Raw genomic sequence first — 26,028 nt, 5'->3', positions numbered from 1 at the left:
GAGCGGCTCACGTGAGGGAGGCCCGGCAGCCGCCCGGCGGGCCGTCGAGCGGGACCGGCTTCACCGCACCGGCGGCAGGAACCCGATCCGCTGGTACGTCTTGGCCAACGTCTTCGACGCCACCTCGCGCGCACGTTCGGCTCCCGCGGCGAGGACCTTGTCCAGCTCCGCCACATCGTCCAAATAGGACTGCGCACGGTGTTGGACGGGGGTCACCCAGTCGACGAACACCTCGCCGAGGTCCTTCTTCAGGTCGCCGTAGCCCTTGCCTTCGTACGCGGCTTCGAGGTCGGCGATCGGCCGCTCGGTCAGCGCCGAGTAGATGGTCAGCAGGTTCGACACGCCCGCCTTGTTCTCGGCGTCGAACACGACCTCGCGCCCGGTGTCGGTGACCGCCGAGCGGATCTTCTTCGCGGACCGCTTGGGGTCTTCGAGGAGTTCGATGAGGCCGTTCGCGCTGGAGGCCGACTTGCTCATCTTGGCCGTCGGGTCCTGCAGGTCGTAGATCTTCGCCGTGTCCTTGATGATGTACGGCTCCGGCACGACGAACGTCTTGCCCAGCCGGTTGTTGAAGCGCTGCGCGAGATCGCGGGTCAGCTCGAGGTGCTGGCGCTGGTCCTCGCCGACCGGGACGGCGTCGGCCTGGTAGAGCAGGATGTCCGCGGCCTGCAGGACCGGGTAGGTGAACAGGCCGACACTGGAACGGTCGGAGCCCTGCTTCGCGGACTTGTCCTTGAACTGCGTCATCCGGCCGGCCTCGCCGAAGCCGGTCTGGCACTCCAGCACCCAGCTCAGCTGGGCGTGCTCGGGGACGTGGCTCTGCACGAACAGGGCGCTGCGCTGCGGGTCGATGCCGATGGCCAGCAGTTGCGCGGCCGAAACCCGGGTGCGCTGCCGCAGCACCTTCGGGTCCTGCTCCACGGTGATCGCGTGCAGGTCGACCACGGAGTAGAACGGCTCGTGCGTGTCCTGCAGCCGCACCCACTGGCGCAGCGCACCGAGGTAGTTGCCGAGGTGGAACGAGTCGGCGGTGGGCTGGATCCCGGACAGGACCCGCGGGCGGCGCTCTGCTGCGACGGTCTGTTCTTCGGACACGTCAGGATTCTTCCAGGCCGCGGCGACCGGCGGGCGCCGAGGGCCCTCAGGCGTTCGGGCGCGGCGTGAGGAACGGGCGCGTCGGCGTGACGTCGGGGTCGGCGAGGACGGCTTCGGCCATCGCGGTGACCGGGCCCGGGAGGCCGGGCAGGCCCGCGAGGTCCGGCACGACCGGGACGGCCTGGGCGAGCGCCGCGTCGGCCCGGGTCTTGCGCCGCTGGCGCAGCACGCCCAGCGTCATGCCGACGATGCCCAGCGCGACCGCGACCAGCCCGACGGGACCGAGCACACCGAAGCTGTCCGCGTTGGCGTCGGCCTGCGCGACCGTCATGACGTCGGCGAACGCGCTGCCGCCGCCGGCCAGGAGCAGAGCGGCCGGGACGAACGCGACCACCGCGGCCGTGCGGAAACCGCGCAGCGTGAACCCCAACAGGGTTTGACCTGGGTTGCGCACCGGAGTGCCTCCCGCCGAGTGACGAGCGAAACGCTCACCCATCCGAGTGAGACGCTGCGTGCTACTGGTCAAAAAACTACCGAGCGTGTCAAGACCTGCCGGTTTTGATCGACCCGGGAGTGAGAGTAGCGCTCAACCGGGGATACGGCCCGAGCACCCCCACGGTTCACTCGGATCACTCACACGAGTGAAGCGCGGACGCGGCACTACTACGCGAAGTAGAGCGTGCCCGGAGCGTGCCCGGTGGCGTGACAGGCCCTAGCCGGGGAAGTCGATGTCGTAGGTCGCGGTGACCGGGGCGTGGTCGGACCAGCGCTGGTCGTACGCGGCCGCCCGTTCGACGACGACGGAGACGACCTTCCCGGCCAGGCCGGGGGTCGCGAGCTGGCAGTCGATGCGCCAGCCGGAGTCGTTGTCGAAGGCCTGGCCGCGGTAGGACCACCAGGTGTACGGGCCCGGGCCGGCCGGGTCGAGCCGCCGCTGGACGTCGGCGTAGCCCGCCTCGGTGTAGACCCGGCCGAGCCAGGCGCGTTCACCGGGCAGGAAGCCGGAGTTCTGGCGGTTGCCGCGCCAGTTCTTGAGGTCGCCGGTGTCGTAGGCGATGTTCCAGTCCCCGGCGACGACGACCTCCCGCCCACCTGTGGCGGCCTTCGCCCGCAGCTCGACGAGGTAGGGCAGGAACGCGGCCATGAAGCGTTCCTTTTCGTGCTGGCGCTCGGTGCCGACGTCCCCGCTGGGCAGGTAGAGGCTCGCGACGACGACGTTCGGGAAGTGCACCTCGAGGTAGCGCCCGCTGTCCTCGAACTCGGGCTCCCCGAAGCCGACGCGGACCTCGCCGGGCTCGACGCGGCTGTACACGGAAACACCGTTGCGCCCTTTGACGGCCGACGGCGCGTGCACCGAGAACCACCCTTCGGGCTCGACGACCTCGGCGGGCAGCTGGCTCGCTTCGGCGCGCACCTCCTGACAGGCGACGACGTCGGCCTTCGTGGCGGCGAGCCACTCGACGAAGCCCTTTTTGGCGGCGGCGCGGAGGCCGTTGACGTTCACGGTGGAGACGGTCAGCACGCCGTGCACGCTACCGGCCGGGCCGGCGCGGGCAGCTTTGCCACACTGGGCTCCATGGGCGACGCGGCGAGCCGGCTGACGGTGCTGGGCAGTTGTGGCGCGTGGCCGGAGCCCGGCCGGGCCTGCGCCGGGTTCCTGCTCGCGCACGATGGCTTCCGCGTGCTCCTCGACCTCGGGTACGGGGCCGCGTCGCGGTTGTTCACGCACTGCCGCGACGGACTGCCCGGCGCGGTGGTGGTGACGCACGAGCATCCCGACCACTGCGCCGACGTCAGCGCGCTGGGGCGGGCGTGGCACTTCACGGTCCAGGCCGGCACGCCCTCGGCGAGGCTGCCGCTGCACTGCACAGCCGGCACGATCCGCCGGCTCGAGGCGATGGAGCCGCGCCCGCACCCGGCGACCCTGTTCGAGGTGCACGACCTCGCCGAGCCGGCCGACGTCGGGCCGTTCCGCATGACGCCGTACCCGCTGCCGCACCACCAGCCGAACTTCGGCGTGCGCCTCACCGCGCCCGGGCTGACGGTGGCCTACACGGGCGACACGGGACCGTCACCGCTGCTGGCCGAACTGGGCCGGGACGCGGACCTGTTCATCTGCGACGCCACCCTCCGCACCCCACCGCCGGAGGGAGAGCCCCGCTACCTGATGACCGCGGCGGAGGCAGGCCACTGGGCGGCGAAAGCCGGCGCACGCAGGCTCCTGCTCACCCACTTCTGGCCAGGCACCGACCGAGCGGCGGCCGTCGAGGAGGCACGCCACCGGTTCGGCGGTGAGGTCCTGGCCGCCGAGGAGGACCTCACGATCGCGCTCTGACCCCCGTCGGAGCGCGACCGCGAGACCCACCCGCCCGGCCCCCCTCGGATGGCAGCGCCGCCCGGCCGGACCCCTTCGGGTGGCAGCGCGCGGACGGCCCGGTGCCGGAGGCGGCCTTCCGAACGCAGCCGCCACGCTCCCGCGGCCGCCGAAGCCGACACCAAGGATCTCCCCTCGTGCCCGAACCCCCGTCCGAGCACGGTCCCCAGGCTCGATCCCCGCCGACCCGCACCACGCCACGCCACGCAAGCCACCCAGGGCCGCCCGGCCCGCGAGACTCCCCCTGGAGACCCCGCGGACACTCCGGACACCCCGGCCCGTGCCGCCATTCAGTTGTCGCCCGTCCCCGGACGTTCCCCTCCCTCCTGGGCAACCTCACGCCGCCCACCAGCGCTTTCCGACGTGATCAGTTCTAGCAGCACCCACCGACAAAAAAGGCGCCTTGACGCCTCAAGCTACGAACATTAGCTTTAAAGCTATGTAAAGTAACCACATGTCCCCCAGAGCCGGACTGACCACCGACGCCGTCGTCCAACTCGCCATGGCTGTCGTCGACGAGAGCGGACCCGGCTCGCTCACCCTCGCCAAGATCGCCGAACGCGCCGGTGTCGCCGCGCCGTCCCTCTACAAGCACGTCAAGAACCTCGCCGAACTCCGGCAGCTGATCGATCTCCGCGTCGTGCGGGAAATGGCCGAAACCCTCCGTGCCGCCGCCACCGGGCGCGAAGGCGGGGACGCCGTCGCCGCCGTCGCCGATGCCTACCGCGGCTACCTGCGGCGCCACCCGCACCGCACCGGCGCGCTGACCGCCGCTCCGGACCGTGGGGGCGCCGAACTCACCGCCGCGACCCACGCCGTGGCCGAAGTCGTCTTCGCCGTGCTGAGGCCGTTCGGCTTCGACCGCGCCCGAGCCGTCCACGCCACTCGCTGCATCCGCGCCGCCGTCCACGGCTTCGCCGGGCTCGAGGCTTCCGGCGGCTTCGGGCTCCCGGAAGACGTCGACGAAAGCTTCGAAGTGCTCAAGAAGATGCTGGTCCAGGGACTCACGAACTACTCGGAACAGGAAAAGGAATGACCTTCATCCTCGCCGTGCTCCTCTTCACCGTCGGGCTGGGCGTGCTCGACGCCCGCTTCCCCTGGACGGAGGCCCGCAGATGATCACCGGGCACTTCGGGCTGGCCGCCGCGGTCAAGGCGGGCCGGCCGGCCATCCCGATCTGGACACTCATGCTCGCCACCGCGTGGCTCGACGTCGTCTTCGTGCCGCTCTACCTCAGCGGCATCGAGACGATCGACGGCACGGGCTACGGCGGCGGCGTCATCCACGCCGACTACACGCACTCCCTCGTCGGGGCGCTCGTGCTCGCCGCCCTCTTCGGCGCCGTCGCGAGCCGGTGGCTCGGCCGCGAAGCCGGGCTGGTCCTCGGCGGTGTCGTGTTCTCGCACTGGCTGCTCGACCTCGTCGTGCACCGCGCCGACCTGCCGATCCTGCCCGGTAACGCGGGTGACCTGCCGACGTTCGGCTTCGGGCTCTGGCGGCTGCCGGTCGTCTCGGCCGTCGTCGAGCTGCTGATGCTGGCGATCGGGGTCGGCCTCTACTGGCGCGAAGCGGCGAAGCGCGACCCGAAGCGCGCACGCACGCTGGGCCTGTCGGCCGCGGCCTTCGGCGTCGTCACCCTCGCCGCCGATCTGCTCGGCGTCTGACGGCTCAGCAGGCGGAGCCGGCAACGGGCTGGGTGAAGGCAGCGGCCACCCACTTGTCGTCGGCCACCTTCCGGAAGCCGTTCTGCACGCCCGGCAGGGCATCGAACTGGGCGTCGCGCAGGTACTTGCCGACGATCTTGGCGTTGCCGTCCGCCGACTCGCGGGCGTTCAGCACGTCCGCGGTCACGGTCACCTTGCAGCCGGTGGCCGAAGCGCTCGAAGCCTGCTTGCCCGTGTTCATGGCGTAGACGATGACAATCAGGACGATGGCGCCCAAGACGATCAGAGTCTTCTTCGACATGCCTGCCTCCAACCCTCGAGCCCCGTCCCACGCCAAGGGTAGGCAATCCTTTACCCGCACCGACAGCGCCGGACGCAGCAACCACCCGGAGGCGCCAGCGGCGCACGCGCGAGGTGACAACGCGTGATCACGCGAAAGCCCCCTCCCCGGCGAACCGGGAAAGGGGGCTTTCGAAAACCGGAACTCAGCCCTGGGCGATCTTCTTCGCCAGGTTGTCGTCCAGCGTCGCGAGGAACTCCTCGGTCGTCTGGAACGGCTGGTCCTTGCTGATGAGCAGCGCGAGGTCCTTCGTCATCTGGCCGCTTTCGACGGTCTCGACGACGACCTGCTCCAGCGTGTTCGCGAAGCCGATCAGCTCCTGGTTGCCGTCCAGCTTGCCGCGGTGCTCGAGGCCGCGGGTCCAGGCGTAGATCGACGCGATCGGGTTCGTCGAGGTCGGCTTGCCCTGCTGGTGCTGGCGGTAGTGCCGGGTGACCGTGCCGTGCGCGGCCTCGGCCTCGACGGTCCGGCCGTCCGGGGTGCGCAGCACCGACGTCATCAGGCCGAGCGAGCCGAAGCCCTGCGCGACCGTGTCGGACTGGACGTCACCGTCGTAGTTCTTGCACGCCCAGACGTAGCCGCCCTCCCACTTCATCGCCGCGGCGACCATGTCGTCGATCAGGCGGTGCTCGTAGGAGATGCCCTTGGCGTCGAAGTCGGCCTTGAACTCGGCCTGGAAGATCTCCTCGAAGACGTCCTTGAACTGGCCGTCGTAGGCCTTGAGGATCGTGTTCTTGGTGGAGAGGTAGACCGGCAGGCCGCGGTCGAGGCCGTACTGCAGCGACGCGCGCGCGAAGTCCTCGATCGACTTCTTGTAGTTGTACATCCCCATGGCGACGCCGCCGCCCTCGGGGAACTTCGCGACCTCGAACTCCATCGGCTCGGAGCCGTCGTCCGGGGTGTAGCTGATGGTCAGCGTGCCCGGGCCGGGGACCTTGAAGTTGGTCGCCTTGTACTGGTCGCCGTGCGCGTGCCTGCCGATGATGATCGGCTTCGTCCACGTCGGCACCAGGCGCGGGATGTTCTGGATGACGATCGGCTCGCGGAAGATCACGCCGCCGAGGATGTTGCGGATCGTCCCGTTCGGGGACAGCCACATCTTCTTGAGGCCGAACTCTTCGACGCGTGCCTCGTCGGGGGTGATCGTGGCGCACTTGACGCCCACGCCGTGCTTCTTGATCGCGTTCGCGGAGTCGATCGTGACCTGGTCGTCGGTGCGGTCCCGCTCCTCGATACCCAGGTCGTAGTAGTCCAGGTTCACGTCCAGGTACGGGTGGATCAGCTTGTCCTTGATGAACTGCCAAATGATGCGGGTCATCTCATCGCCGTCGAGTTCGACGACGGTGCCCTGGACCTTGATCTTGGCCATGAGCAGCGGTGCTCCTTCCGCGGATCTTCGCGTTGCTTCATACGTCTCGCCGGTAGCGGTACAAGCGTACTGCTTGACGGAGCTGGATGGTTCCAGTAGTGGTCGGCATCAAGTCTCCACCCGCCGTTTGTGGCACGGATCACCGGGCGGGAACCCGCCGGTCAGCCGATCCGACCGCTCACCGAGCAGCGCTCGCGCCCGGCGGTGAACCAGGGCACGATGCCACCCGTGAAACCACAATGAGGGAGGTGACGGCCGTGACGACTCATCGGTACGCCGACCACGAAGAAGACTACGAGGGTTACGAGGAGTACGAGGAGTACGAGGAGCCCGCCGAAGCACTCGCCGAGCGGCCGCGCCGAGGCCCCTCGCACGTCGTCAGCGCGCTCGGCGGGATCGTGCTCACCCCGGTCGCCCTCGGCCTCGTGAGCTGGGGCGGCTTCCGCCAGCAGCAGCTCGTCCAGGCCACGCTCAGCACCAACCGCGACTCGCTCGGCATCGCGCTGCTGGCCGGTGGGGCAATCCTGCTGCTCGTCGTCGCCGCGCTCGGCGCGTTGTCGGCGGTCGGCCCGATCCTGGGCGGCCTGATCTACGGTGTGCTGCCCGGTGTCGCCGCGATGGCCGTGCCCGAATGGGGTTTCCGGCTGGTGAACATGATGCCGAAGAGCGACATCGCGTACGGCGTCATGGACTTCCTCTTCATCGGCGGCCTGCTCGGCGTGGGCTTCCTGCTCGTCGGCAGCGGACTGGCCAATGCACTGGTCCGGCGGCGCCGCGAAGCCTGACGCGCGCCGGTGGCATCATCGGCGGATGGGACTGTTCACCGTCGCGGAGGCACGCGACGAACTGACGCGCCTGCGGCCGGTCCTCGACGAACTCGTGCGCGTCCGTGCCGACGCCGCCGAGCTGGCGGCGTCACTGCGGCCGGGCGGCCGGGCCACCGAACTGGGCGGATTGCCCGAATGGAAGGCCGCGCAGGCCCGCCTCGACGACCTGATGACGACGGTGCAGCGCACCGGCGCCGAGCTCAAGGGGTTCGCGCCGCTGCTGATCGACTTCCCGGCCGAGCTCGACGGCACCGACGTACTCCTGTGCTGGCTCGAAGGCGACCGCGACCTGGGCTGGTACCACCGCACCGACCTGGGGTTCGCGGGTCGTCGTCCACTGAAAATCCCTGGCCTCCCCGGCTACGTTGGGTCCGTGAGCGACGAATCCCGGGCCGCCTTCTTCGACGGCACCGCCGAGCACTACGACGAAGACACCTTTCACGCATCCGTGGCGGAAGCCCTGGTCGAGCCGCTCCCCGGCGCTCCCGGACTCGTCCTCGACGTCGCCACCGGGACGGGCTTCGCGGCGTACGCGGCGCTACAGCTGAAGCCGGCGCGCGTGCTGGCTGTCGACTTGTCGCCGGCCATGCTCGCGCGGGCCGAGGCGAAAGCGCCCGCGCAGGATCCGGACGGGCGGATCGAATGGCGGGTCGGGCCGGCGGTGCCGATGCCGGTCGAGGACCACTCAGCGGACGTCGTGCTGTGCGCGTCCTCCCTGCACTTCCTGGGCGCGGTGGCGTTCGCCGACTGGTTACGAGTGCTGAAACCGGGCGGACGGCTGGCGTTTTCGGTGGTGTCCGGGGCGCGCTTCAAGCCGTCCGGGCCGTTCGCCGAGTTCGTACCGGGGGACCTGTCCTTCCCGACCGGCGAGGCCGGCGCCGCGGCGCTGGCCTCGTCGGCGGGCTTCGTGGACGCTTCGGCGCGGACGTTCACCGCCGACGGCGGGGGCCGGATCCGCAGCGTCTTCCTGGTGCACGCGACAGCGCCGTGACTCAGGCGGTGCAGGGCACCGGGGCAGGGTGCTGCTCAGCGGTGCAGCGACGCTCCCTTGAGGATCTTGTCCACGGCGTTCTTCGGGCCGTGCACCGCCATCCCGGCCAGCGCCAGCTTCTCCCCCGGCACCGCGCGCACCGCCGCCCGGTTGTCGGCGTCGTTGCCGGTGTGGAACAGCTCGTCGGTGAAGATCGAAAACCGCAGCCCGCGGCCCAGCGCGCGGCCGTGGGCCGCGGTCAGGACGTCCGCCGTGCCGGAGAAGACCATGATCGGCTGGCCGAACATCGGCAGGTACTGCGTGCCGTCGGCGTCTTCGTAGGGCTCGCCCATCAGCTCCGGGGTCACGTGGGCGATCCCGCTCACCAGGAACGCGGTGACGTTCAGCCGCTGCCAGGACGCCAGGTCGTCGCGGAGCAGGACGGCGATCTTCGTGTCGAAGGAACTCATGCCGGAAGACTCGCCCGGCCGCGACGCCCGTGTCTTGTACGTTCTTGACATGGAGGCGCGCGTTTCGGCTTGGCGGCCGGCGGTCCCGGGGATCGCCGAGGTCTTCCACGCGCGCTTCACCACGCACGCCTACCCGCTGCACACGCACGACACGTGGACGTTGCTGATCGTCGACGACGGCGTCATCCGCTACGACCTGGACCGCCACCACCACGGCGCGCTCGGCCCGGCCGTGACGCTGCTGCCGCCGAACGTCGCCCACGACGGACGGGCCGCGACCAGCCACGGCTTCCGCAAGCGCGTGCTCTACCTGGACACGTCGGTGCTGGGCGACGACCTGATCGGCGCGGCGGTCGACCGCCCGAGCCTCGCCGACGGCGTCCTGCGCACCCGCATCCACCAGCTCCACGAGTCCCTCGCCGAACCCGGTGACGCGCTGGAAGCCGAAAGCCGGCTCGTGCTGGTCGCCGACCGGCTGCGCACCCACCTCGGGCGGACGGCGGCGCACGAACCGAAGCGCGGGCTGGCCGACGACCTCCGGGACCTCCTCGACGCCCGCCTGCCGGAAGCGGTCACGCTCGCCGAAGCCGCCGAGACGCTCGGCGCGCACCCCGCGTACCTCGTCCGCTGCTTCGGGTCCCGGTTCGGCCTGCCACCGCACCGCTACCTGACCGGCCGCCGGGTCGACCGGGCACGCCGGCTGCTGCTCGGCGGCACCCCGGCCGCCGAAGTGGCGGCCGCGGCCGGGTTCACCGACCAGGCCCACCTGACGCGGCACTTCAAGCGGTACCTGGGCACGACGCCCGCGCGCTACGCGAAAACCCGGTGACGGCGTCGTTACGATCCGGAGATGGGGTTCCTCGCCAGGATCGGCGGCCTGCGGTTCGCGGTCACCGTCCTCACCGGCATGACCGCGCTCCAGATGGCGCTCATCGCGTTCGGCAACATCACCGACTTCGGCACGAACCAGGCTTTCGTCCAGCACGTGCTCGCGATGGACACGACGTTCCGCTCCCCGGACATGATGTGGCGCGCGATCACCGGGCCGGGTCTGCAGAACACCGCGTACGTGGTGATCATCGCGTGGGAGACGCTGACGGCGCTGGTGCTGATCGCGGCGTTCGTCGCGTGGCTCCGCGGGAGCACGGCGGCCAGGCGGCTGTCGACGCTCGGCTGGGTGATGTGGGTGCTGCTGTTCGGCGTCGGCTTCCTCGCCATCGGCGGCGAGTGGTTCCAGATGTGGCAGTCGGAGAAGTGGAACGGGCTGCAGCCGGCGTTGCAGAACTTCCTGATCGCGACGGTGGCGCTGGTTGTCGCCCACTTGCCGGGGGCGGCTACAGAGCCTTCGCCGCCGCCTTCTCGGCCTTCTTGAACGCCCGGACCTCCTGCAGCGTCTTCGGGCTCACGACGTCCGCGATCGAGCGACGTGATCCGCGGTCGCCGTACGCGCCCGCTGCCTCGCGCCAGCCCTTCGGGCGAACGCCGTACTGCTTGCCCAGCAGGGCCAGGAAGATCTTCGCCTTCTGCTCGCCGTAGCCGGGCAGAGCCTTCAGGCGCTTCAGCACCTCCGCGCCGTCGGGCTTGGGGCGGCCGGCGGTCCAGATCGCCTCGGCATCGCCGTCGTAGTGCTCGACGATGTGCCGGCAGAGCCCCTGGACGCGGCGCGCCATCGAGCCGCCGTAGCGGTGGATCGCCGGCGGCGTCACGCACAGCTGGACGAACTCCTCCGGATCCGCCTCGGCGATCTTGCGGACGTCGAAGCCGTCCATCCGGTCGGCGATCTTGCGCGGCCCGATGAAGGCGACCTCCATCGGGATCTGCTGGTCGAGCAGCATGCCGACGAGCAGCGCCACCGGGTCCTCGCTGAGCAGCCGATCGGCCACTTCCTGACCGGTCAGGTGCAGTTCACGCGTCATGCGCGCCATCTTGGCAGGCCGGGCCCGGCCGCGGGACTTCCGGCGTGCCCGACTGCGCTCAGCCGACGGCGACCGGCTCCCGAGGCTCGCGGACCCGCCCCCACGCCGAGCCCACCAGCAGCAGGGCCACGAGGGTCAGCGCGGCCGCGATCTCGGGCAGCAGCAGCGGGCCACCCGAAGCGAGCACCGCTCCCCCGACGACGCCGGACAGGCCGACGCCGAGGTAGATCGCGGACGCGTTGAGCGAGAGCACCAGCCCGGCGTGGCCCGGGGCCAGCTCGATCAGGCGGTGCTGCACCGGCGGGTTGAACGACCACGTGGCCAGTCCCCACACGAACAGCGAGATCCCGGCGGCGATCGGTGTCACCGTCGTCAGCGGCAGCAACGCCAGCACGGCGGTGATGACCACGGTGACGACGAGCAGCGGCGTCCGCGAGCCCCAGCGGTCGGTCGCCCGGCCGCCCGCGAAGTTGCCGATCGCGCCGCCGACGCCGTAGCAGAAGAGCAGCACCGTCACCGTGGTGCCGTGCACGCCGGCGGTGGCGGCCAGCAGCGGTGACACGAACGTGTAGACCATGAACGCGGCCAGGCAGGCGAGCACCGTCGTGGCCAGCATGACCAGCACCCGCGGGTCGCGGCCCGCGGCGAACCGCTCGGCGAGCCCGACCCGCGGTGGCGCGGCGACCGTGGGCAGCGCCAGCCGCACGGCCAGCGCGCTCGCCAGCGAGAACGCGGCGACCAGCGCGAACGCCGGCCGGTAGCCGAGGTGCTGCGAGATGAGACTGCCGAGCGGGACGCCGAAGATGAGCGCCACCGTCAGGCCGCCGAACACCAGCGCGACGGCGCGGCCCCGGCGCTCGGGGGCGGTCAGCTCGGCCGCCACGGCGCTCGCCGCGGGCGTGAACACCGCGGCGCCGACCGCGGTCACCACCCGGGCGACCAGCAGGGAGCCGTAGCCGGGCGCGAGCGCGGCGAACAGGTTGCCTGCGCCGGTGACGGCGAGCGCGGCGACCAGCAGCGTCCGGCGTTCCCAGGTGCCGGTGGCGGCGGCGAACAGCGGCGAGCCGATCGCGTACGCGATGGCGAACGCGGTCACGAGCTGCGCCGCGGCCGTGGCCGAGACGTGCAGCTCGCCGGTCAGCGCGGGCAGCAGCCCGGCGACGATGTAACCGCTGGTCCCGACGCCGAAAGCGCCGAAGGCGAGTACCGAGATCCTCGAAGGAGCGGGTGCGGACATGGGCTGAGCCCCCAAGCGACGCAGGGATTGGTTCGACGAACGTCGTAGTTCGACAGTCACCGTACTACGCCGCCGCCGCAATTTCGACCGGCGTCGTACAATGGACGCATGGCCAAGCACGGGACCCTGCCGCCGCTCTACTACCCGGCCCAGGAGGAGATCACCGTCGAAGGCGTGCTTCGCGCCCTCGCCGACCCGGTACGGCTGGCCATCGTCCGCCAGCTCGCGGCCAGCGATCGGGAAATCTCGTGCAGTGGCCTGACCGTCCCGGTGACGAAGTCCACAATCACCCACCACCTGAGCATCCTGCGCCAGGCCGGTGTCGTGGCCGGCCGCCAGGAAGGCACGACGCGGTTCAACTCGTTGCGCCGCACCGATCTCGACACCCTGTTCCCGGGCCTCCTGGACGGCGTTCTGGCGGCTCCGCGCTGATCGCCGCGTTACGGTGTGGATCGTCACCCGATATCGGGATGACAACCGCCCCCCTCGCTTGTTGGACTGGGACGTAGGCAGCTCACGGCGCTGGGGCCGATCGGCTGCCTTCTTTTCTGTCCGTCGACTGAACCGATCCAGAAGACCGGCTCAGTAATCGTTTACCCACCTTGGAAGGAGTGCCGTGCCCGTCGCGCTGCTCGCGCTCGCCATCGGAGCCTTCGGCATCGGGACCACCGAGTTCGTCATGATGGGCGTGCTGCCCCAGGCGGCCGCCGACTTCGGCGTCGACATCCCGACCGCCGGCTACCTCATCTCCGGTTACGCCCTCGGCGTCGTCATCGGCGCCCCCCTGCTCACGGCAGCCGCGGTGCGGCTGCCGCGCAAGACCATGCTGCTGGCCATGATGGGCCTGTTCACGCTGGGCAACGCCCTCTTCGCGCTGTCGCCAAACCAGGAGTTCGGCGTCGCGTTCCGGTTCCTGGCCGGCCTGCCCCACGGCGCGTTCTTCGGCGCCGGCGCCGTCGTCGCCTCCGGCCTCGTCGGCCCCGGCCAGCGCGCCAAGGCCGTGTCGATGATGTTCCTCGGCCTGACCCTGGCGAACGTCATCGGCGTGCCGCTGGGCACGCTGCTCGGCCAGCGGGTCGGCTGGCGCGCCACGTTCGGCGTCGTCGCCGTGATCGGCCTGGTCGCCGCCGCCGCCATCGCGAAGCTGGTGCCGCACCAGGGCAAGCCCGCCGAGGCGTCGCTGCGCACCGAACTCGGCGCGTTCAAGCGGCCCCAGGTCCACCTCGCGCTGGCGATCGTCACGTTCGGGCTCGGCGGCGTGTTCGCCTGCCTGTCCTACATCACGCCGATGCTGACCGACGTCGCCGGCTACTCGCCGTCGAACGTCACCCTGCTGCTTTCGCTGGCCGGGGTCGGCATGACGATCGGCAACCTGCTCGGCGGCCGGCTGGCCGACCGGGCGCTGATGCCGGGCCTCTACATCGCCCTGCTGGCGCTGGCGTCGGTGCTGGGCATCTTCACCATCACGGCGCAGGGCAAGGTCGGGGCCGCGATCACGATCTTCTTCGTCGGCGTCGCCGGCTTCATGATCGGCCCGATGATGCAGGCGCGGATCATGGAAAAGGCGGGCGGCACTCCGTCCCTGGTGTCGGCCGCCGTCCAGTCCGCGTTCAACATCGCCAACTCGATCGGTGCCTACCTCGGCGGCCTGGTCATCGCCGGCGGCCTCGGCCTGGTCGCCCCCAACTGGGTCGGCGCCCTGCTCGCGGTCTTCGGGCTCACGCTGGCGATCGTGTCGGGCACTTTGGACCGTCGCGAAGCCCGCGCCGAACGACGCGAACTCGCCCTGGCTTCCTGACAGCCACTCCCAAAAGCGGCACTTTCACGTGAAAGTGCCGCTTTTGGCGGTCGTTCAGGAGGAGCCGAACGGGCCGCCGATGATCGTCAACGCGACGAACAGGACGGCCGCCGCGAGCGCGGTGAAGGTCACGATGTCCACGACCTTGCCGCGGATCGCGAGCAGGCCGGCCCCGGCGGCCGGCAGGACCGCCCGCAGCACCGCGGCGAGGAGGAGCGCGGCGCCGATCAGCGCCGTGCCCTCCCGCCAGTGGTACTGGAAGATCCGCAGGGCGGCGACGGCCACCACCAGCAGCACTGCCGTGAACGGCAGCTGGGTGAACCGGCCCTGCTTGCGCCGGCGGTCCGACAGGTCCCGCCGGTCTTCGGTCATCGTCATCGATCCCGGACCGCGCGTTCCGCCGCCTCGACGACGTTGCTGACGAGCATCGCCCGGGTCATCGGGCCCACCCCGCCCGGGTTCGGCGAGATCCAGCCGGCCACCTCGGCCACGTCCGGGTGAACATCGCCGGTGAGCTTCCCGTCCACGTGGGACACACCGACGTCGAGCACCGCGGCGCCCGGGGCGACCATGTCCGGCGTGATGATCCCGGGCACGCCGGCCGCGGCGACCACGACGTCGGCGCGGCGGACCTCGGCGGCGAGGTCGCGGGTGCCGGTGTGGCACAAGGTGACGGTGGCGTTTTCGCTGCGCCGGGTCAGCAGCAGGCCCAGCGTGCGGCCGACGGTGATGCCGCGGCCGACCACGGTGACGTGCGCGCCGTTCAGCTCGACGCCGTGGCGCTTGAGCAGCTCGATGATCCCGTACGGCGTGCACGGCAGCGCGCCGCGCTGGCCCAGCACGAGCCGGCCGAGGCTGACCGGCGCGAGGCCGTCGGCGTCCTTCTCCGGGTCGATCCGCTCGAGCACGCGGTTCGCGTCGAGGTGCTTCGGCAGCGGGAGCTGCACGATGTAGCCGTGGCAGGCCGGGTCGGCGTTCAGCTCGTCGATGACGGCTTCGAGCTTCTCCTGGGTGATGTCGGCCGGCAGGTCGCGGCGGATCGAGTTGATCCCGATCTTGCCGCTGTCGGCGTGCTTCATCCGCACGTACGAGTGCGAGCCCGGGTCGTCGCCGACCAGGACGGTGCCCAGGCCCGGCGTCACCCCCTTCGCGGCCAGAGCCGCGACGCGGGGCTCGAGCTCCGCGAAAATGGCGTTCTTGGTGGCCTTGCCGTCGAGAATCTTCGCCGTCACGGGCCCCATTCTGGCAAAGCGGCCTCCGCGCGTCGCTTCCAGGCGCGGATGGTCGCAGCCCGTAGACTGGCCGCTACCCCACACGGTCCACTCGCGACGATGCCCGCGATCAACCTGTGATCTACCGCACGTCGCATCATCCGAGGTCAGGCCGTGTGTCACCGGGTGGCCGAGCGGCAAAACCCACATGCGGGGTGCACTCGCGCGCGCGAACAGTCAAAATGTCTCCGTGGCACAACCGACGACGCAGCTGAACGCGACCGAGCAGGACACCCTGGTCAAGCAGATCGGACTTGCCCTGCTCCGTGCCGCCCCGCGCGACTGGCGCAAGGTCACCGCGGAGTACCGAGCCGTCGGGAGGTACCACGAGCTGACCGGCGAGATCGTGACCGAGGACGGCACGGTGCACGAGTGGCTCGCCACTCACGACATCGCGACCCTGTTCGGCAGGCTCCGCGGCGGCATGTACCGCGACGGCCGCGGGACGTGGTTCAACGCGCGCTACCAGCTGGATCACCCCTCCAGTTACAACCTCGAGTACAACCGCGACGAGCCGGTGTGGAACCTCGCGCCGCCACCGCAGGCCTACTCCGACGAGCTGCGGATGTTCCCGCGCACCGAGGAGAACGTGCCCGAATGGCTGATCCGGCGGATGTCCGGGCTCGGCCCGGAACACCCGGGGCCGCACTTCCGGATCGCCCGGATCTTCGACACCGTCGGCCCGGCGGGCCGCCCGGTGATCAACCGCCCCGACCTCGAGGTCGAGGAGCAGGACCGGCTGCTGGAGTACCTGGAGAACGCGCCGCTGGTGGTGCCGGAGCGCGGCTACGACATCGACCGGCTGGCCGCGACGCCGGAGGCCACCGTCCCGGTCGCCTTCCACAGCGACGGCCAGTGGATCTGGCCCGCCGCCGTCAACTTCTACCTGCACAAGTACGGCGTTTCGCCCGAACCGGACCTGGTGGAGCACGTCCGCGCGGTCGGCTTCACTCGGCCACCCGTGGACGAACCGACGCTGCAGGCCGCCGCCGCGTACCTGACCCGCGGCAACCAGCCACCGCCGCCGCAGCAGCGCCCGGCCGGGCCGCCGCCCCAGGGCCCGCCGCCCCAGCAGCCGATGCCGCCGCAGCAGCAGGCCCCGGTCGGCCCGCCGCCTGGCGCGGCCCCGCCCATCGCGCCGCTGCAACCGCCCGTGCCGGTGGAGGCGCCGCTCTCGGTGCACGCCCCCGCCGAGCCGGAGGCGCCGGCCGAAGAGCACGAATACGCCCCAGAGGCCGAGTACGCCGAAGAGGGCTACGACGACCAGGAGTTCGACGACCGCTTCGCCGAGGAGGACCACCAGTACGGCGAAGGCGAGTACGCCCAGCAGCCGGACCACGCGGCCGGGGCGAACGGCTCGTCGCCGGAGCCGGGCCGGGTGCCCGACCTCGAGGAGACCGCGGAGTACGTCCCCGACCAGCCGATCGGCGACGGCCCCGAGCCGCCGCGGGACGGCCAGCCCTTCCTGCGGCGCGAAGACGAGCACGCCGCGTTCCAGCCCCCGCGGGAGGACGAGCACGCCTTCCAGCCCGGCCAGGCGGCCGAGCAGCAGGCGTTCGAGCCGGGCCTGCCGCGGCACGACGAGGAACCGGCCGCCCACCACGAGGACGAGCCGTCGCACGCGGCGTTCGGCGCGGGTCCGGCCGGACCGGACGACGAGTCCGGCCACGCCGCGTTCGACACCGGACAGGCGGACGAACCGGCGCACGCCTACCAGCCCGGCCAGCCACCACGGCACGACGACGAACCGGCGCACGCCGCCTTCCAGCCGCCGCGGCACGAGGACGACGCACCGCACGCGTTCCAGGCCCCCGGCCAGCCGCCGCGGCACGAAGACGACGCACCGCCGGCCTTCCAGCCCCTGCGGCACGAAAGCGAAGCGCCGCATGCGTTCCAGGCGCCCGGCCAGCCGCCGCGGCACGAAGACGACGCACCGCACGCCTTCCAGCCCCCCGGGCAGCCCCCGCGCCACGAAAACGAAGCGCCGCACGCCTTCCAGCCCCCAGGTCAGCCGTCCCGGCGTGGGGAGCAGCCCGCGTTCGACCCGGGCCCGCCGACCATGATCACCCAGCCCGAGGTGCCCGGCGTGCTGCCGGTGCCGGATCCGCCGGCCCCCCAGCCCGCCGCCCAGGCGGAGCCGGCCGGTCCGCCGCCGCAGGCACCCCGGCCGGGGCGCCGGGCGCTGCGCCGCGAGACGCCGGACCACCCGGTGCTCGCCGGGCTGCAGGCCAAACTGGACGAGCTCGACGTGCCCGAAAGCGGCTACAAGCTGGGCGAACCCGCCGAACACGGGTGGAGCGTCGAAGAGGTCGAGGACGGCTGGCGCGTCGGCTGGTACGACGGCAAGCTCAGCAATCCCGCGGTGTTCGGCGACGCCGAGGACGCCGCCGCGTTCATGCTCGGCAAGCTGCTGCTCAACCCGGAGGGCCACGTGCCCGCCGAGGAGCCCCCGGCGCCGGAACCGGAGCCCGAACCCGAGCCGGAACCGGCACCGCAGCGGGTCGTCGCGACGCTGTCGCCCGAGGTCGCGACCGGCTCGTACCCGGTCCGCAAGCCCGAGCCGGTGCCGCCGCAGGAACAGACGGCGTTCACCAGCGCGGCCGAGCTGTTCGGCGACCTCGAGGACGAAGACGAGCCGCCGGCACCGCCGCGCCAGCCGGCGCCGCCCGCCCCGGCCCCGGCCGGGCCGCCCCCGCAGGCTCTGCAGCAAGCCGGGTCGCTGCCGCCGGCGCCGCCCCGGCGCGAGCCGCCGTCGGCTCCGACCGTCCTGGCCCCGGCGCCGCAGGGCGTGCTGCCGGTCCCGCCCGCGCCGCCGCGCCGGGAGGACGTGGCCCGTCCGGCGGTCAACGGCGGAGGCGGCGGAGGCCAGCAGCAGTGGCCGATCGGGCCGATGGCCGGCGAGCCGCCGCTGACGCTGTTCCGCGGCAAGGAGCTGCGCGAGCTGCCCGCGGGCAGCGAACTGGACCGCTTCGGCGGTCCGAACGGCAACCTGACGTACGCGGCGGGCACGCCGTTCGCCGAGCGATCGCTGGTGCCGGAGTGGGTCAACCGCCCGTACCACGTCTACCGGGTGCAGCGGCCGCTGGAGGCGCTGGCCGGTGTCGCGATCCCGTGGTTCAACCAGCCGGGCGGCGGGGCGGCGTACCTGCTGCCGGCGTCGATCGAGGATCTCGTGGCCGAGGGCGACCTGATCGAGCTCGACCCGGGCGAACCCCCGATCGACTGAGTGCTCGCGAAGGCCCCGGCAGCGCGCTGCCGGGGCCTTCGTGGTTTCAGCGGATGATCAGGCCGTGCGCGGCGGCGAAGGCGATCGCCGTTTCGACGTCGACCTCCGCACCCCGCAGATCGGCCTGCACCAGGGCGTTCGCGTCGAGGCGCGCACCACGCAGGTCGGCGCCCTCGAGCTTCGCCCCCTGCAGGCGGGCGCCGGTCAGATCACTGCCGCGCAGGTCGGCGCCGGTGAGGTCGGCTTCGGTCAGGTTGGCTTCCCGCAGCCGCAGCCCGGACAGCCCGAGCCGGCGCAGCCGCGCCTTCGCCAGCGACGCCAGGGAGAGATCGCACTCGGTGAGCGCGATCCCGCCGAACCCGCTTTCGGTGAACGACGTCCCCAGCAGCGAACACGACGTCCAGCGGCTCTCCGCGAGCACCGTCCGGTCGAAGGTGCACGACCGGAACGCCGACGCGTCGTGCCGGGAGCGCGACAGATCGGCCCGGCTGAACACGCAGTCGTCGAAGGTGCAGCCTCGGGTCCGCAGCCCGCTCAGGTCGGCTCCGGTGAAGTCGCAGCCGGTGAACCGCCGCTTTTCCCACCATTGTCCGGACAACACCGCTTCGCGGTAGTCCTCCCCGGTCTCCAGCACGGCCCCCAGGGTGCCACACCGGCCGGAGCGGCCCGCATCCGTCCACTATGGACGGGGCGGGACCAGCTCGGCCCCCTGGACGTAGGCCATCGCCTCGACGTACTCGGGCAGCTGCGCGCGGCGCGCCAGCTCGGCTTCGTCCAGGTCCTCCAACCGTGTCTGGATCCACCACAGGTTGCCGAAGGGGTCGCGTACCCGGCCGACGCGGTCGCCGAAGAAGAGCACGGTCTGGCGCGTCACCTCGGTGGCACCGGCTTCGATCGCGCGCCGCTGGGTCTCTTCGCTGTCCGGCACGTAGAGCCGCAGGAAGGCCGGGGTGGCGGCCCAGCCGTCCGGGGAGTCGAACGCCATCACGACGGCGTCGCCGATGCGCACTTCCGCGTGCCCGATCTTCCCGTCCTCGCCGACAACCCGGGCCAGCTCCTCGGCGCCGAAGGCCCGTTTCAAGAAGCCGAGCAGACCGTCGGTGTCGCGGCCGATGATCCACGGGGTGACCGTCGTGTAGCCGTCGGGAACGGGGTTGACCATGTTTCCTCCTCGGTTCGTCGCCTCGAACCTAGAACCGAAATAGGTCAGGAACTGACCGTCAGCCGGAAATGCGCGTGCTCCGGTTGAGGCCTCCGCTAACGTGACCGGATGCCCGACGAGCACTACACCGACGCCGACCTCGCCGCGCTCTACGACGCGATGAACCCACGGGAGAGCAGCGGCGACTTCGAGTTCTACCTGCCGATGATCATGGCCGCGGAGGCTGTCCTCGACGTCGGCTGCGGTACCGGCTCCCTGCTGCACTGGGCGCGGGAATCCGGCCACGAAGGACGGCTCGTCGGGCTCGACCCGGCCGAGGGCATGCTCGCCCAAGCCCGCCGCCGGGACGACGTCGAGTGGGTGCACGGCGATTTGTCGACCGCTTCTTGGGACGGCGAGTTCGACTTCGCCGTGATGACCGGGCACGCGTTCCAGGTGCTGCTGACCGACGACGAGCTGCGCACGGCGTTCGCGGCGGTCCACCGCGCGCTGAAGCCGGGCGGCCGGTTCGGCTTCGACACGCGCAACCCGGCCGCCCGCGGCTGGGAGCGCTGGACACCGGAGAACGTCTGGGAAGCCGGCGAGATCCGCTCGTGGAACGACGCCGGCCCGTTCGAGAACGGGTACGTCACCTTCAAGACCACGTACGAGAGCCCGAACTGGGACGCGCCGCAGTACAGCGAGAGCACCTTGCGCTTCCTCGACGTCGCCTCGCTGAACGGGTTCGTCGCGGAAGCCGGGCTGGTGGTCGACGAGCAGTACGGCTACTGGGACCGCACCCCGGTGACGGACACCAGCCCGGAAATCGTCACGATCGTCCGGCGTCCCCTCACCTGAAGTCCCGCGACTTCGCCTTGATGCGCATCGGCAGCGGCTCGACGCGGTGCGCGAGGACGCTGACCACGCCGTCGGCCTTCTCCACCACGCCGCGGATGAGCAGCGCCGGGCTGCCGCGCGCGACGCGGTGGTAGCGCTGCCAGAGGCCGAGCGTGCAGATCACGTTGACCATCCCCGTTTCGTCCTCGATGTTGAGGAAGGTGACACCGCCCGCGGTGGCGGGGCGCTGGCGGTGCGTGACCGCGCCGCCGATCAGCACGCGCGCGCCGTCGTCGAGGTCGGCCAGGCCGCTCGCCGGGACGACGCCGAGCTCGTCGAGCCGGTCGCGGATGAACTCGGTCGGGTAGCTGTCCGGCGACACCCCGGTGGCCCAGACGTCCGCCGCCGCGACGTCGAGCCCGTCCATCCCGGGCAGCACCGGCGCCGGCCCGCCGACCAGGCCGGGCAGCGTCTCCGGGCGCTCCCCGGCCACGGCGCCCGCCGTCCACAGCGCCTGACGGCGATCACCGCCGAAGCCGGCGAACGCACCGGCCGTGGCCAGCGCCTCGATCTGGGGCGTGGTCAGCCGCACGCGGCGGGCGACGTCGGCCATGTCGCGGTACTCGCCGTTGTCCGCCCGCTCGGCCACAATGCGTTTTGCGACGTCTTCGCCGATCTTCCGCACGGTGCTCAGCCCGGTACGGACGGCGTGCAGCTTTCCCTTGTCCGGCAACGCTTCCAGCGTCGCGTGCGGCAGGCTTCGGTTGATGTCCGGGCCGTGCACGGTGACGCCGTGGCGCCGCGCGTCGGCGACCAGCGACTGCGGTGAGTAGAACCCCATCGGCTGCGCGCGCAGCAAGCCCGCCAGGAACGCGTCCGGGTGGTAGAACTTGAAGTACGCGCTCGAAAAGACCAGGTGCGCGAAGCTCAGCGCGTGACTCTCCGGGAAGCCGAAGTTCGCGAAGGCCTTGAGCTTCAGGAAGATCTTCTGCGCGAGCTCGTCGTCGACCCCGTTCGAAGCGGCCCCTTCGAGGAACCGCTGCCGCAGCCGGTCCATCTTCCGGTCCGACCGCTTCGACCCCATCGCGTGCCGCAGCTGGTCGGCCTCCGCCGCGGTGAAGTTCGCGACGTCCAGCGCGATCTGCATCATCTGCTCCTGGAACAGCGGCACGCCCTTGGTCTTGTGCAGCGCCTTCTCCAGCAGCGGGTGGTCGTAGGTCCACTTCTCGCGGCCCTGCTTGCGGCGGATGTACGGGTGCACCGAGCCGCCCTGGATCGGGCCGGGCCGGATCAGCGCGACCTCGACGGCGAGGTCGTAGAACTCGCGGGGCTGCAGCCGCGGCAGCGTCGCCAGCTGGGCCCGGCTCTCCACCTGGAACACGCCGATCGCGTCGGCGCGGCACAGCATGTCGTAGATCTTCTGATCGGCGAGGTCGAGTTCGGCGAGGTCGACGCGCTCGCCCTTGTACTCCTCGACGAGGTCGATCATGTAGTGCAGCGCGGAGAGCATGCCGAGGCCGAGCAGGTCGAACTTGACCAGCCCGGCGGCGGCGCAGTCCTCCTTCTCCCACTGGATCACGCTGCGGCCGGCCATCCGGGCCCACTCGACCGGCACGACCTGGCTCACCGGCTCCCGGCACATGACCATCCCGCCGGAGTGGATGCCCAGGTGCCGCGGGAAGTCCTCGAGCGCGAAGGCGAGCTGCACGACGTCGTCCGGGATGTCGTGGTCGTGGTCCTTTTCGGTGCTGCGCAACGAGCCCCAGCGGTCGATCTGCTTGCTCCAGGCGTCCTGCTGGCCCGGTGAGTAGCCGAGGGCACGGGCGGCGTCGCGGACGGCGGACCGGGCGCGGTAGGTGATCACGTTCGCGACCTGGGCGGTTCTCAGGCGGCCGTGTTTGCGGAAGACGTACTGGATGGCCTCTTCGCGGCGGTCGGACTCGATGTCGAGGTCGATGTCGGGGTAGCCGTCCCGGTCCGGGGCGAGGAAGCGTTCGAAGAGCAGTTCGTAGGCGACGGAGTCGACCTTCGTGATGCCGAGCGCGTAGCAGACGGCCGAGTTCGCGGCCGAACCGCGACCCTGGCACAGGATGCCGTTGTCGCGGCAGAACCGGACGATGTCCCAGACGATCAGGAAGTAGCCGGGGAAGCCCAGCTCTTCGATGATGGCGAGCTCGTGTTCGACCTGCGCCTTCGCCTTGTCTTCGTGGGCTTTGCCGGCGAAGCGTTCCTCGGCGCCTTCCTCGGTGAGCTCGCGGAGGTAGGTCGTTTCGGTGTGGCCGTCGGGGACGTCGAAGGGCGGCAGCTCGGGAGCGATCAGCTTCAGCGGGAACGCGCATTCCATGCCCAGCAGCGCACTGCGCCGGACCGCACCGGGGTACCGCCGGAACAGGACGTCCATTTCGGCGCCACTGCGCAGGAACGCCGTCCCGGCGGCCGGCAGCCAGCCTTCGAGTTCGTCGATCCCCCGCCGGGCCCGGATGGCGGCGAGCGCGTCGGCCAGCGGCGCGCGTTCGGGCCGGGCGTAGTGCGCGGCGGTGGTGGCGACGGTCGGCAGGTTCAGCTGCCCGGCGAGCTCCGTCAGGACGTCGTTGTGGGTGCTGTCGAGCGGCTGGCGGTGGTCGGTGAGCTCGACGTAGACGTTGTCCGGCCCGAAGCGGTCGACGAGGATCCGGAGTTGTTCCGCGGCGGCCGCCGGGCCGTGCGCGACGAGGGCCGAGCGCACCGCGCCTTTGCGGCAGCCCGTCAGCACCACGCACTGCCCGGCGACCTCCTCGGCGACCGCACCGAGGTCGTACACCGGCCGTCCCTTTTCGGCCTTGTGGTGGATCTGACCGGCGGTGATGGCGCGGCAGAGGGCCCGGTAGCCCTGGTCGCCGCGGGCGAGCAGCAGGAGGTGCTCGCCTTCCGGATCGGGGACGCCGTTCTGCGGGCCGGAGAGCCCGAAGCTGAGTTCGGTGCCGAAGACGGTGTTGACGCCCAGTTCCCGCGCGGCCTCGGCAAACCGCACGACGCCGTACATCCCGTCGTGATCGGTGAGCGCGATGGCATCCAGTTCGAGGCGCGCGGCCTCTTCGACGAGTTCTTCGGGGTGGCTTGCGCCGTCGAGGAAGCTGAAGTTGGAGTGGCAGTGCAGCTCGGCGTACGGGACGCGGACGGTCTCACCGCCGTCGTCGCGCCCGCGCGCGGGGAGGCCGGCCGGCCGCCGGTAGCCCTCGCGATGACGGCTCCAGGCGGGACTGTCGCCGTGGTCCCCGGGCGGCAGGCCGCCGGCGAGGCTGCGGGCGAGGTCCTTCCAGCGGACGGGTGGGTTGTTCCAGCCCATTCAGTGGCTCCCGGGCTCGTCTCGCTGCTGTTGCTGTTGCTGCTCGGCTTCGCGGCGTCGGCGGTGCCAGTTGGAGGGGTGGTTCCAGCGGGAACGGGCTTCGGCGTCGCTCATGCGGCACCCGTTCTCCCGCGAGGGGCGGGGAACCGGGAGAGCGATCACCGGGCAGACCCAGTCGTCGTCGGAAACGGGCAGCTGTCCGTGGACCGACCACCGGTCGCCCGGGTCGGCCTGAGGCGCGGGAGGCTCGTCGGAGGCGGGCTCGGGAATCTCGCGCAGCCACTCGCGCTCCTCAGCCGTGCCGCGGGGTGTGGCCCCGGGGTGGGCTCGCAGCCAGTTTCGCAGCCGTTGTGCGTAGTCCTCGTCCATGCTCAGTCGTACACTCCCTCGACCGTCCACAGTGGATTTTCCGTGCCTGCGCAGTGCACCAGCACCGCTTCGGGCGGCTCGTCTTCCTCGCCGGCCAGCACCAGCTGCAGCCGCGCCCGCCGCGGGCCCGGCCGCCGTCGGTCGCCCGCCAGGGACCACGGGCCCGCCCAGCCGACCACCTCCCGGTCCGCGCCACCCGCGATGGTCAGGCGTCGCGGGGGCGCCGTCACCTGGTCGCGGGCGGTAATCCCGACGGCCCGGCCGCCGTCGTCGAAGACCTGCGCCGGCACCGGCCGGGCGAGGACCGTCGCCGGGGACGGGGACGGCAGCCGCCCCGGCCAGGTCGCGTCCGGCGGCGTCGTCCGCTCGCGCGGGTCGCCCCAGGGCACCAGCCGGACCCGGCCCGCGGGGTCGCGGCCGCCGTCGAGCAGCGGGGTGAGCACGCCTTCGGGCCCGAGCAGGCCCTGGACCCGCACGAACGCACGAGCCGCGCGTTCGTCGTCCTCGTCGGAGCCGCCGTTGCGCCACAGGTCGAGCTGCAGTGACCGGCCTTCGACGACCTCCTCGGGTTCCAGCCGCAGCCGCACCACGCCGGACGTCGGCCGCTGCCCGGGCGCGGCCCGGAGCCACCCCTCGAACTGCCAGCGGACGCGATCGGCGACGCCGGTGGGGGTCAGCGGTTCCGCGCACCGCCACGACCGGCCGAGGTGCTCACCTTCTTCGGTGACGGCGTAGATGCCGAGCCGGGTGCAGGCGAGACCGTGCCCGGCGAGTGCCGTGCAGAACCGCGTCGCGAGGCCCTTGGCGAGGAACGCGGCGACGTCGATCCGCTCGACGACCGGGTCGAACTCCTCGGTCAGCGTCAGTTCCGGCGGTGGCCGTCGCCTCAGCGGCGGCCGTTCGGAGCGTCCGCGCGCCAGCCGGTGGGCCAGCACCCCGGCCGCGCCGAAGCGGTTGGCGACGTCGCGTTCCGGCAGGGCGGCGAAAGCGCCGAGCGTCTTCAACCCGAGCCGGCGCAGCAGGTCGACGAGTTCCGCGCGGTCGGCGCCGGACTGGTCGAGTTCGGTGACCGGAAGCGGCGCGAGGAACTCGGCCACGCACCCGGGTGCGACGAGCTCACCGCACCGGGCGGCGAGCGTCGCGGCGAAGAGTCCCTCGGCGACGCCGACCTGGCACTCGACCCCGGCCGCGGCAGCGACCTCGTCGACGAGCCGTTCGACGAGCGTGTGTTCCCCGCCGAAGTACCCCGCGGCACCGGTGACGGGCACGGCAACCAGCCCCGGCCGCACGACCTCGACCCCGACGACGAGCCCCTCGACCGCCCGCGCGACGGCCTCGAACAGCCGAGCATCCCGGCCGTCGTCGGCCCCGAAGACGGCCAGCTCCGGACAGTTCGACTGCGCTTCCCGCCGCCGCATCCCCCGCCGGACCCCACCTCGCCGGGCCACGGCGTTGCAGGCCACGACCCGGTTGCCACCGAAGACGGCAACCGGCTGGGTCACGGCCACCCCGCCGATGGCTGCGGCCGCGACGGCGGGCCAGTCCGGGCACCACAGGACCAGCATGCGGGTGGGCGTGCCGGGGGTGCCGCGTTGGGCCGGGACGGTCATGAGGCCTCCCGCAGCCGACGGCCGAGGCGCCCCGGACGGAGGGGCCGGTTCGCGTCCCCGAATGGCCGGGTCGCGTACCGGGAGAGTCGGTTGGCTTGCCCGGATGGCTGGGTCGCGCACGCCGACGGACGACACGCGGCACTGGCGGGATACGGGCAGGCCAGGGTGAGGTGAGCGGCGGATGTCCTT

Annotated in this window: 26 protein-coding genes and 1 pseudogene; 12 read left to right on the top strand and 15 right to left on the bottom strand. The window is 71.7% G+C overall.

Annotated features, from left to right (window positions below):
• Nucleotides 1-60: 60 nt before the first annotated feature.
• From trpS to AB0F15_RS19090, 3 genes are all read right to left on the bottom strand, one after another.
• The gene (gene trpS / locus AB0F15_RS19100; protein WP_360271569.1) at nucleotides 61-1,095 is read right to left on the bottom strand and encodes a tryptophan--tRNA ligase; all 1,035 of its coding nucleotides are present in this window, start codon (nucleotides 1,093-1,095) and stop codon (nucleotides 61-63) included.
• Nucleotides 1,096-1,141: 46 nt separating this feature from the next.
• The gene (locus AB0F15_RS19095; protein ID WP_360271566.1) at nucleotides 1,142-1,549 is read right to left on the bottom strand and encodes a hypothetical protein; all 408 of its coding nucleotides are present in this window, start codon (nucleotides 1,547-1,549) and stop codon (nucleotides 1,142-1,144) included.
• A gap of 258 nt (nucleotides 1,550-1,807) precedes the next feature.
• Nucleotides 1,808-2,626, bottom strand: coding sequence for an exodeoxyribonuclease III (locus AB0F15_RS19090; protein WP_360271563.1), 819 nt, complete (start codon nucleotides 2,624-2,626; stop codon nucleotides 1,808-1,810).
• Nucleotides 2,627-2,671: 45 nt separating this feature from the next.
• Here AB0F15_RS19090 and AB0F15_RS19085 point away from each other — a divergent pair, with 45 nt between their 5' ends.
• The 3 genes from AB0F15_RS19085 (at nucleotide 2,672) to AB0F15_RS19075 (ending at nucleotide 5,133) form a co-directional block, all read left to right on the top strand.
• Nucleotides 2,672-3,430, top strand: a complete 759-nt coding sequence (locus AB0F15_RS19085) for an MBL fold metallo-hydrolase (RefSeq protein ID WP_360271560.1) — start codon at nucleotides 2,672-2,674, stop codon at nucleotides 3,428-3,430.
• Nucleotides 3,431-3,923: 493 nt separating this feature from the next.
• Nucleotides 3,924-4,505, top strand: coding sequence for a TetR/AcrR family transcriptional regulator (locus tag AB0F15_RS19080; protein WP_360271557.1), 582 nt, complete (start codon nucleotides 3,924-3,926; stop codon nucleotides 4,503-4,505).
• A 79-nt stretch (nucleotides 4,506-4,584) separates the two neighbouring features.
• Nucleotides 4,585-5,133: a permease gene (locus AB0F15_RS19075; RefSeq protein ID WP_360271554.1), complete on the top strand. Its 549-nt coding sequence runs from the start codon at nucleotides 4,585-4,587 to the stop codon at nucleotides 5,131-5,133.
• 4 nt (nucleotides 5,134-5,137) lie between these two features.
• Here the strand turns inward: AB0F15_RS19075 and AB0F15_RS19070 are convergent, their stop codons facing one another.
• Both AB0F15_RS19070 and AB0F15_RS19065 read right to left on the bottom strand, forming a co-directional pair.
• Nucleotides 5,138-5,434, bottom strand: a complete 297-nt coding sequence (locus AB0F15_RS19070; protein WP_360271552.1) for an SH3 domain-containing protein — start codon at nucleotides 5,432-5,434, stop codon at nucleotides 5,138-5,140.
• Nucleotides 5,435-5,618: 184 nt separating this feature from the next.
• Nucleotides 5,619-6,842, bottom strand: a complete 1,224-nt coding sequence (locus AB0F15_RS19065; RefSeq protein ID WP_360271550.1) for an NADP-dependent isocitrate dehydrogenase — start codon at nucleotides 6,840-6,842, stop codon at nucleotides 5,619-5,621.
• 257 nt (nucleotides 6,843-7,099) lie between these two features.
• Here AB0F15_RS19065 and AB0F15_RS19060 point away from each other — a divergent pair, with 257 nt between their 5' ends.
• From AB0F15_RS19060 to AB0F15_RS19050, 3 genes and pseudogenes are all read left to right on the top strand, one after another.
• Entirely contained in the window at nucleotides 7,100-7,627 is a 528-nt protein-coding gene (locus AB0F15_RS19060; protein ID WP_360271548.1) for a hypothetical protein, read from the top strand.
• 25 nt (nucleotides 7,628-7,652) lie between these two features.
• Nucleotides 7,653-8,030 (top strand): annotated as a pseudogene (locus AB0F15_RS19055) (DUF2203 domain-containing protein); the annotation flags it as partial.
• Nucleotides 8,031-8,042: 12 nt separating this feature from the next.
• Nucleotides 8,043-8,660, top strand: a complete 618-nt coding sequence (locus AB0F15_RS19050; protein ID WP_360271688.1) for a class I SAM-dependent methyltransferase — start codon at nucleotides 8,043-8,045, stop codon at nucleotides 8,658-8,660.
• Between the two features lie 35 nt (nucleotides 8,661-8,695).
• On the opposite strand, the gene AB0F15_RS19045 is transcribed toward AB0F15_RS19050, so the two are convergent.
• The gene (locus AB0F15_RS19045) at nucleotides 8,696-9,109 is read right to left on the bottom strand and encodes a DUF2000 domain-containing protein (protein WP_360271546.1); all 414 of its coding nucleotides are present in this window, start codon (nucleotides 9,107-9,109) and stop codon (nucleotides 8,696-8,698) included.
• A 49-nt stretch (nucleotides 9,110-9,158) separates the two neighbouring features.
• On the opposite strand from AB0F15_RS19045, the gene AB0F15_RS19040 reads away from it, so the two are divergent.
• Together AB0F15_RS19040 and AB0F15_RS19035 are read left to right on the top strand one after the other, a co-directional pair.
• Nucleotides 9,159-9,938, top strand: a complete 780-nt coding sequence (locus AB0F15_RS19040) for an AraC family transcriptional regulator (protein WP_360271544.1) — start codon at nucleotides 9,159-9,161, stop codon at nucleotides 9,936-9,938.
• Nucleotides 9,939-9,959: 21 nt separating this feature from the next.
• Nucleotides 9,960-10,481 carry a DUF2165 domain-containing protein gene (locus AB0F15_RS19035; RefSeq protein ID WP_360271542.1) on the top strand — a complete coding sequence of 174 codons (522 nt, stop codon included), beginning with the start codon at nucleotides 9,960-9,962 and terminating at the stop codon, nucleotides 10,479-10,481.
• On the opposite strand, the gene AB0F15_RS19030 is transcribed toward AB0F15_RS19035, so the two are convergent.
• The gene (locus AB0F15_RS19030) at nucleotides 10,444-11,025 is read right to left on the bottom strand and encodes an HhH-GPD-type base excision DNA repair protein (protein WP_360271540.1); all 582 of its coding nucleotides are present in this window, start codon (nucleotides 11,023-11,025) and stop codon (nucleotides 10,444-10,446) included. The genes AB0F15_RS19035 and AB0F15_RS19030 overlap by 38 nt on opposite strands.
• Nucleotides 11,026-11,083: 58 nt before the next feature.
• Nucleotides 11,084-12,262, bottom strand: a complete 1,179-nt coding sequence (locus AB0F15_RS19025) for an MFS transporter (RefSeq protein ID WP_360271538.1) — start codon at nucleotides 12,260-12,262, stop codon at nucleotides 11,084-11,086.
• A 108-nt stretch (nucleotides 12,263-12,370) separates the two neighbouring features.
• Between AB0F15_RS19025 and AB0F15_RS19020 the strand changes: the two genes are divergently transcribed.
• Both AB0F15_RS19020 and AB0F15_RS19015 read left to right on the top strand, forming a co-directional pair.
• Nucleotides 12,371-12,694, top strand: coding sequence for a metalloregulator ArsR/SmtB family transcription factor (locus AB0F15_RS19020; RefSeq protein WP_360271536.1), 324 nt, complete (start codon nucleotides 12,371-12,373; stop codon nucleotides 12,692-12,694).
• 184 nt (nucleotides 12,695-12,878) lie between these two features.
• Entirely contained in the window at nucleotides 12,879-14,060 is a 1,182-nt protein-coding gene (locus tag AB0F15_RS19015) for an MFS transporter (RefSeq protein WP_360271534.1), read from the top strand.
• Between the two features lie 54 nt (nucleotides 14,061-14,114).
• Here the strand turns inward: AB0F15_RS19015 and AB0F15_RS19010 are convergent, their stop codons facing one another.
• Together AB0F15_RS19010 and AB0F15_RS19005 are read right to left on the bottom strand one after the other, a co-directional pair.
• The gene (locus AB0F15_RS19010; RefSeq protein WP_360271532.1) at nucleotides 14,115-14,438 is read right to left on the bottom strand and encodes a DUF3017 domain-containing protein; all 324 of its coding nucleotides are present in this window, start codon (nucleotides 14,436-14,438) and stop codon (nucleotides 14,115-14,117) included.
• Nucleotides 14,435-15,292 (bottom strand): bifunctional methylenetetrahydrofolate dehydrogenase/methenyltetrahydrofolate cyclohydrolase, encoded by an 858-nt coding sequence (locus tag AB0F15_RS19005; RefSeq protein ID WP_360271530.1) that lies wholly within the window; start codon nucleotides 15,290-15,292, stop codon nucleotides 14,435-14,437. Before AB0F15_RS19005 ends, AB0F15_RS19010 begins: the two co-directional genes overlap by 4 nt.
• A gap of 187 nt (nucleotides 15,293-15,479) precedes the next feature.
• On the opposite strand from AB0F15_RS19005, the gene AB0F15_RS19000 reads away from it, so the two are divergent.
• Nucleotides 15,480-18,557, top strand: coding sequence for a glycohydrolase toxin TNT-related protein (locus AB0F15_RS19000; protein WP_360271528.1), 3,078 nt, complete (start codon nucleotides 15,480-15,482; stop codon nucleotides 18,555-18,557).
• Between the two features lie 46 nt (nucleotides 18,558-18,603).
• On the opposite strand, the gene AB0F15_RS18995 is transcribed toward AB0F15_RS19000, so the two are convergent.
• Both AB0F15_RS18995 and AB0F15_RS18990 read right to left on the bottom strand, forming a co-directional pair.
• Nucleotides 18,604-19,191, bottom strand: coding sequence for a pentapeptide repeat-containing protein (locus tag AB0F15_RS18995; RefSeq protein WP_360271526.1), 588 nt, complete (start codon nucleotides 19,189-19,191; stop codon nucleotides 18,604-18,606).
• Between the two features lie 45 nt (nucleotides 19,192-19,236).
• Nucleotides 19,237-19,719, bottom strand: a complete 483-nt coding sequence (locus AB0F15_RS18990; protein ID WP_360271524.1) for a VOC family protein — start codon at nucleotides 19,717-19,719, stop codon at nucleotides 19,237-19,239.
• Nucleotides 19,720-19,827: 108 nt separating this feature from the next.
• On the opposite strand from AB0F15_RS18990, the gene AB0F15_RS18985 reads away from it, so the two are divergent.
• Nucleotides 19,828-20,556: a methyltransferase domain-containing protein gene (locus tag AB0F15_RS18985; protein ID WP_360271522.1), complete on the top strand. Its 729-nt coding sequence runs from the start codon at nucleotides 19,828-19,830 to the stop codon at nucleotides 20,554-20,556.
• Here AB0F15_RS18985 and AB0F15_RS18980 read toward each other — a convergent pair.
• From AB0F15_RS18980 to AB0F15_RS18970, 3 genes are read right to left on the bottom strand one after another with little or no spacing between them, the layout of a single operon-like run.
• Nucleotides 20,549-23,860 carry an error-prone DNA polymerase gene (locus tag AB0F15_RS18980; protein ID WP_360271520.1) on the bottom strand — a complete coding sequence of 1,104 codons (3,312 nt, stop codon included), beginning with the start codon at nucleotides 23,858-23,860 and terminating at the stop codon, nucleotides 20,549-20,551. The genes AB0F15_RS18985 and AB0F15_RS18980 overlap by 8 nt on opposite strands.
• Complete coding sequence (locus AB0F15_RS18975; RefSeq protein WP_360271518.1) at nucleotides 23,861-24,229, bottom strand: hypothetical protein; 369 nt, start codon at nucleotides 24,227-24,229, stop codon at nucleotides 23,861-23,863.
• A gap of 2 nt (nucleotides 24,230-24,231) precedes the next feature.
• The gene (locus AB0F15_RS18970) at nucleotides 24,232-25,794 is read right to left on the bottom strand and encodes a DNA polymerase Y family protein (protein ID WP_360271685.1); all 1,563 of its coding nucleotides are present in this window, start codon (nucleotides 25,792-25,794) and stop codon (nucleotides 24,232-24,234) included.
• Nucleotides 25,795-26,028 lie beyond the last annotated feature (234 nt).

This window comes from Amycolatopsis sp. NPDC026612, from assembly GCF_040638285.1.
Taxonomy (GTDB): Bacteria; Actinomycetota; Actinomycetes; order Mycobacteriales; family Pseudonocardiaceae; genus Amycolatopsis.
Note: the sequence above shows the minus strand (reverse complement) of the source record. Positions and strands in the feature narration are given on the sequence as shown.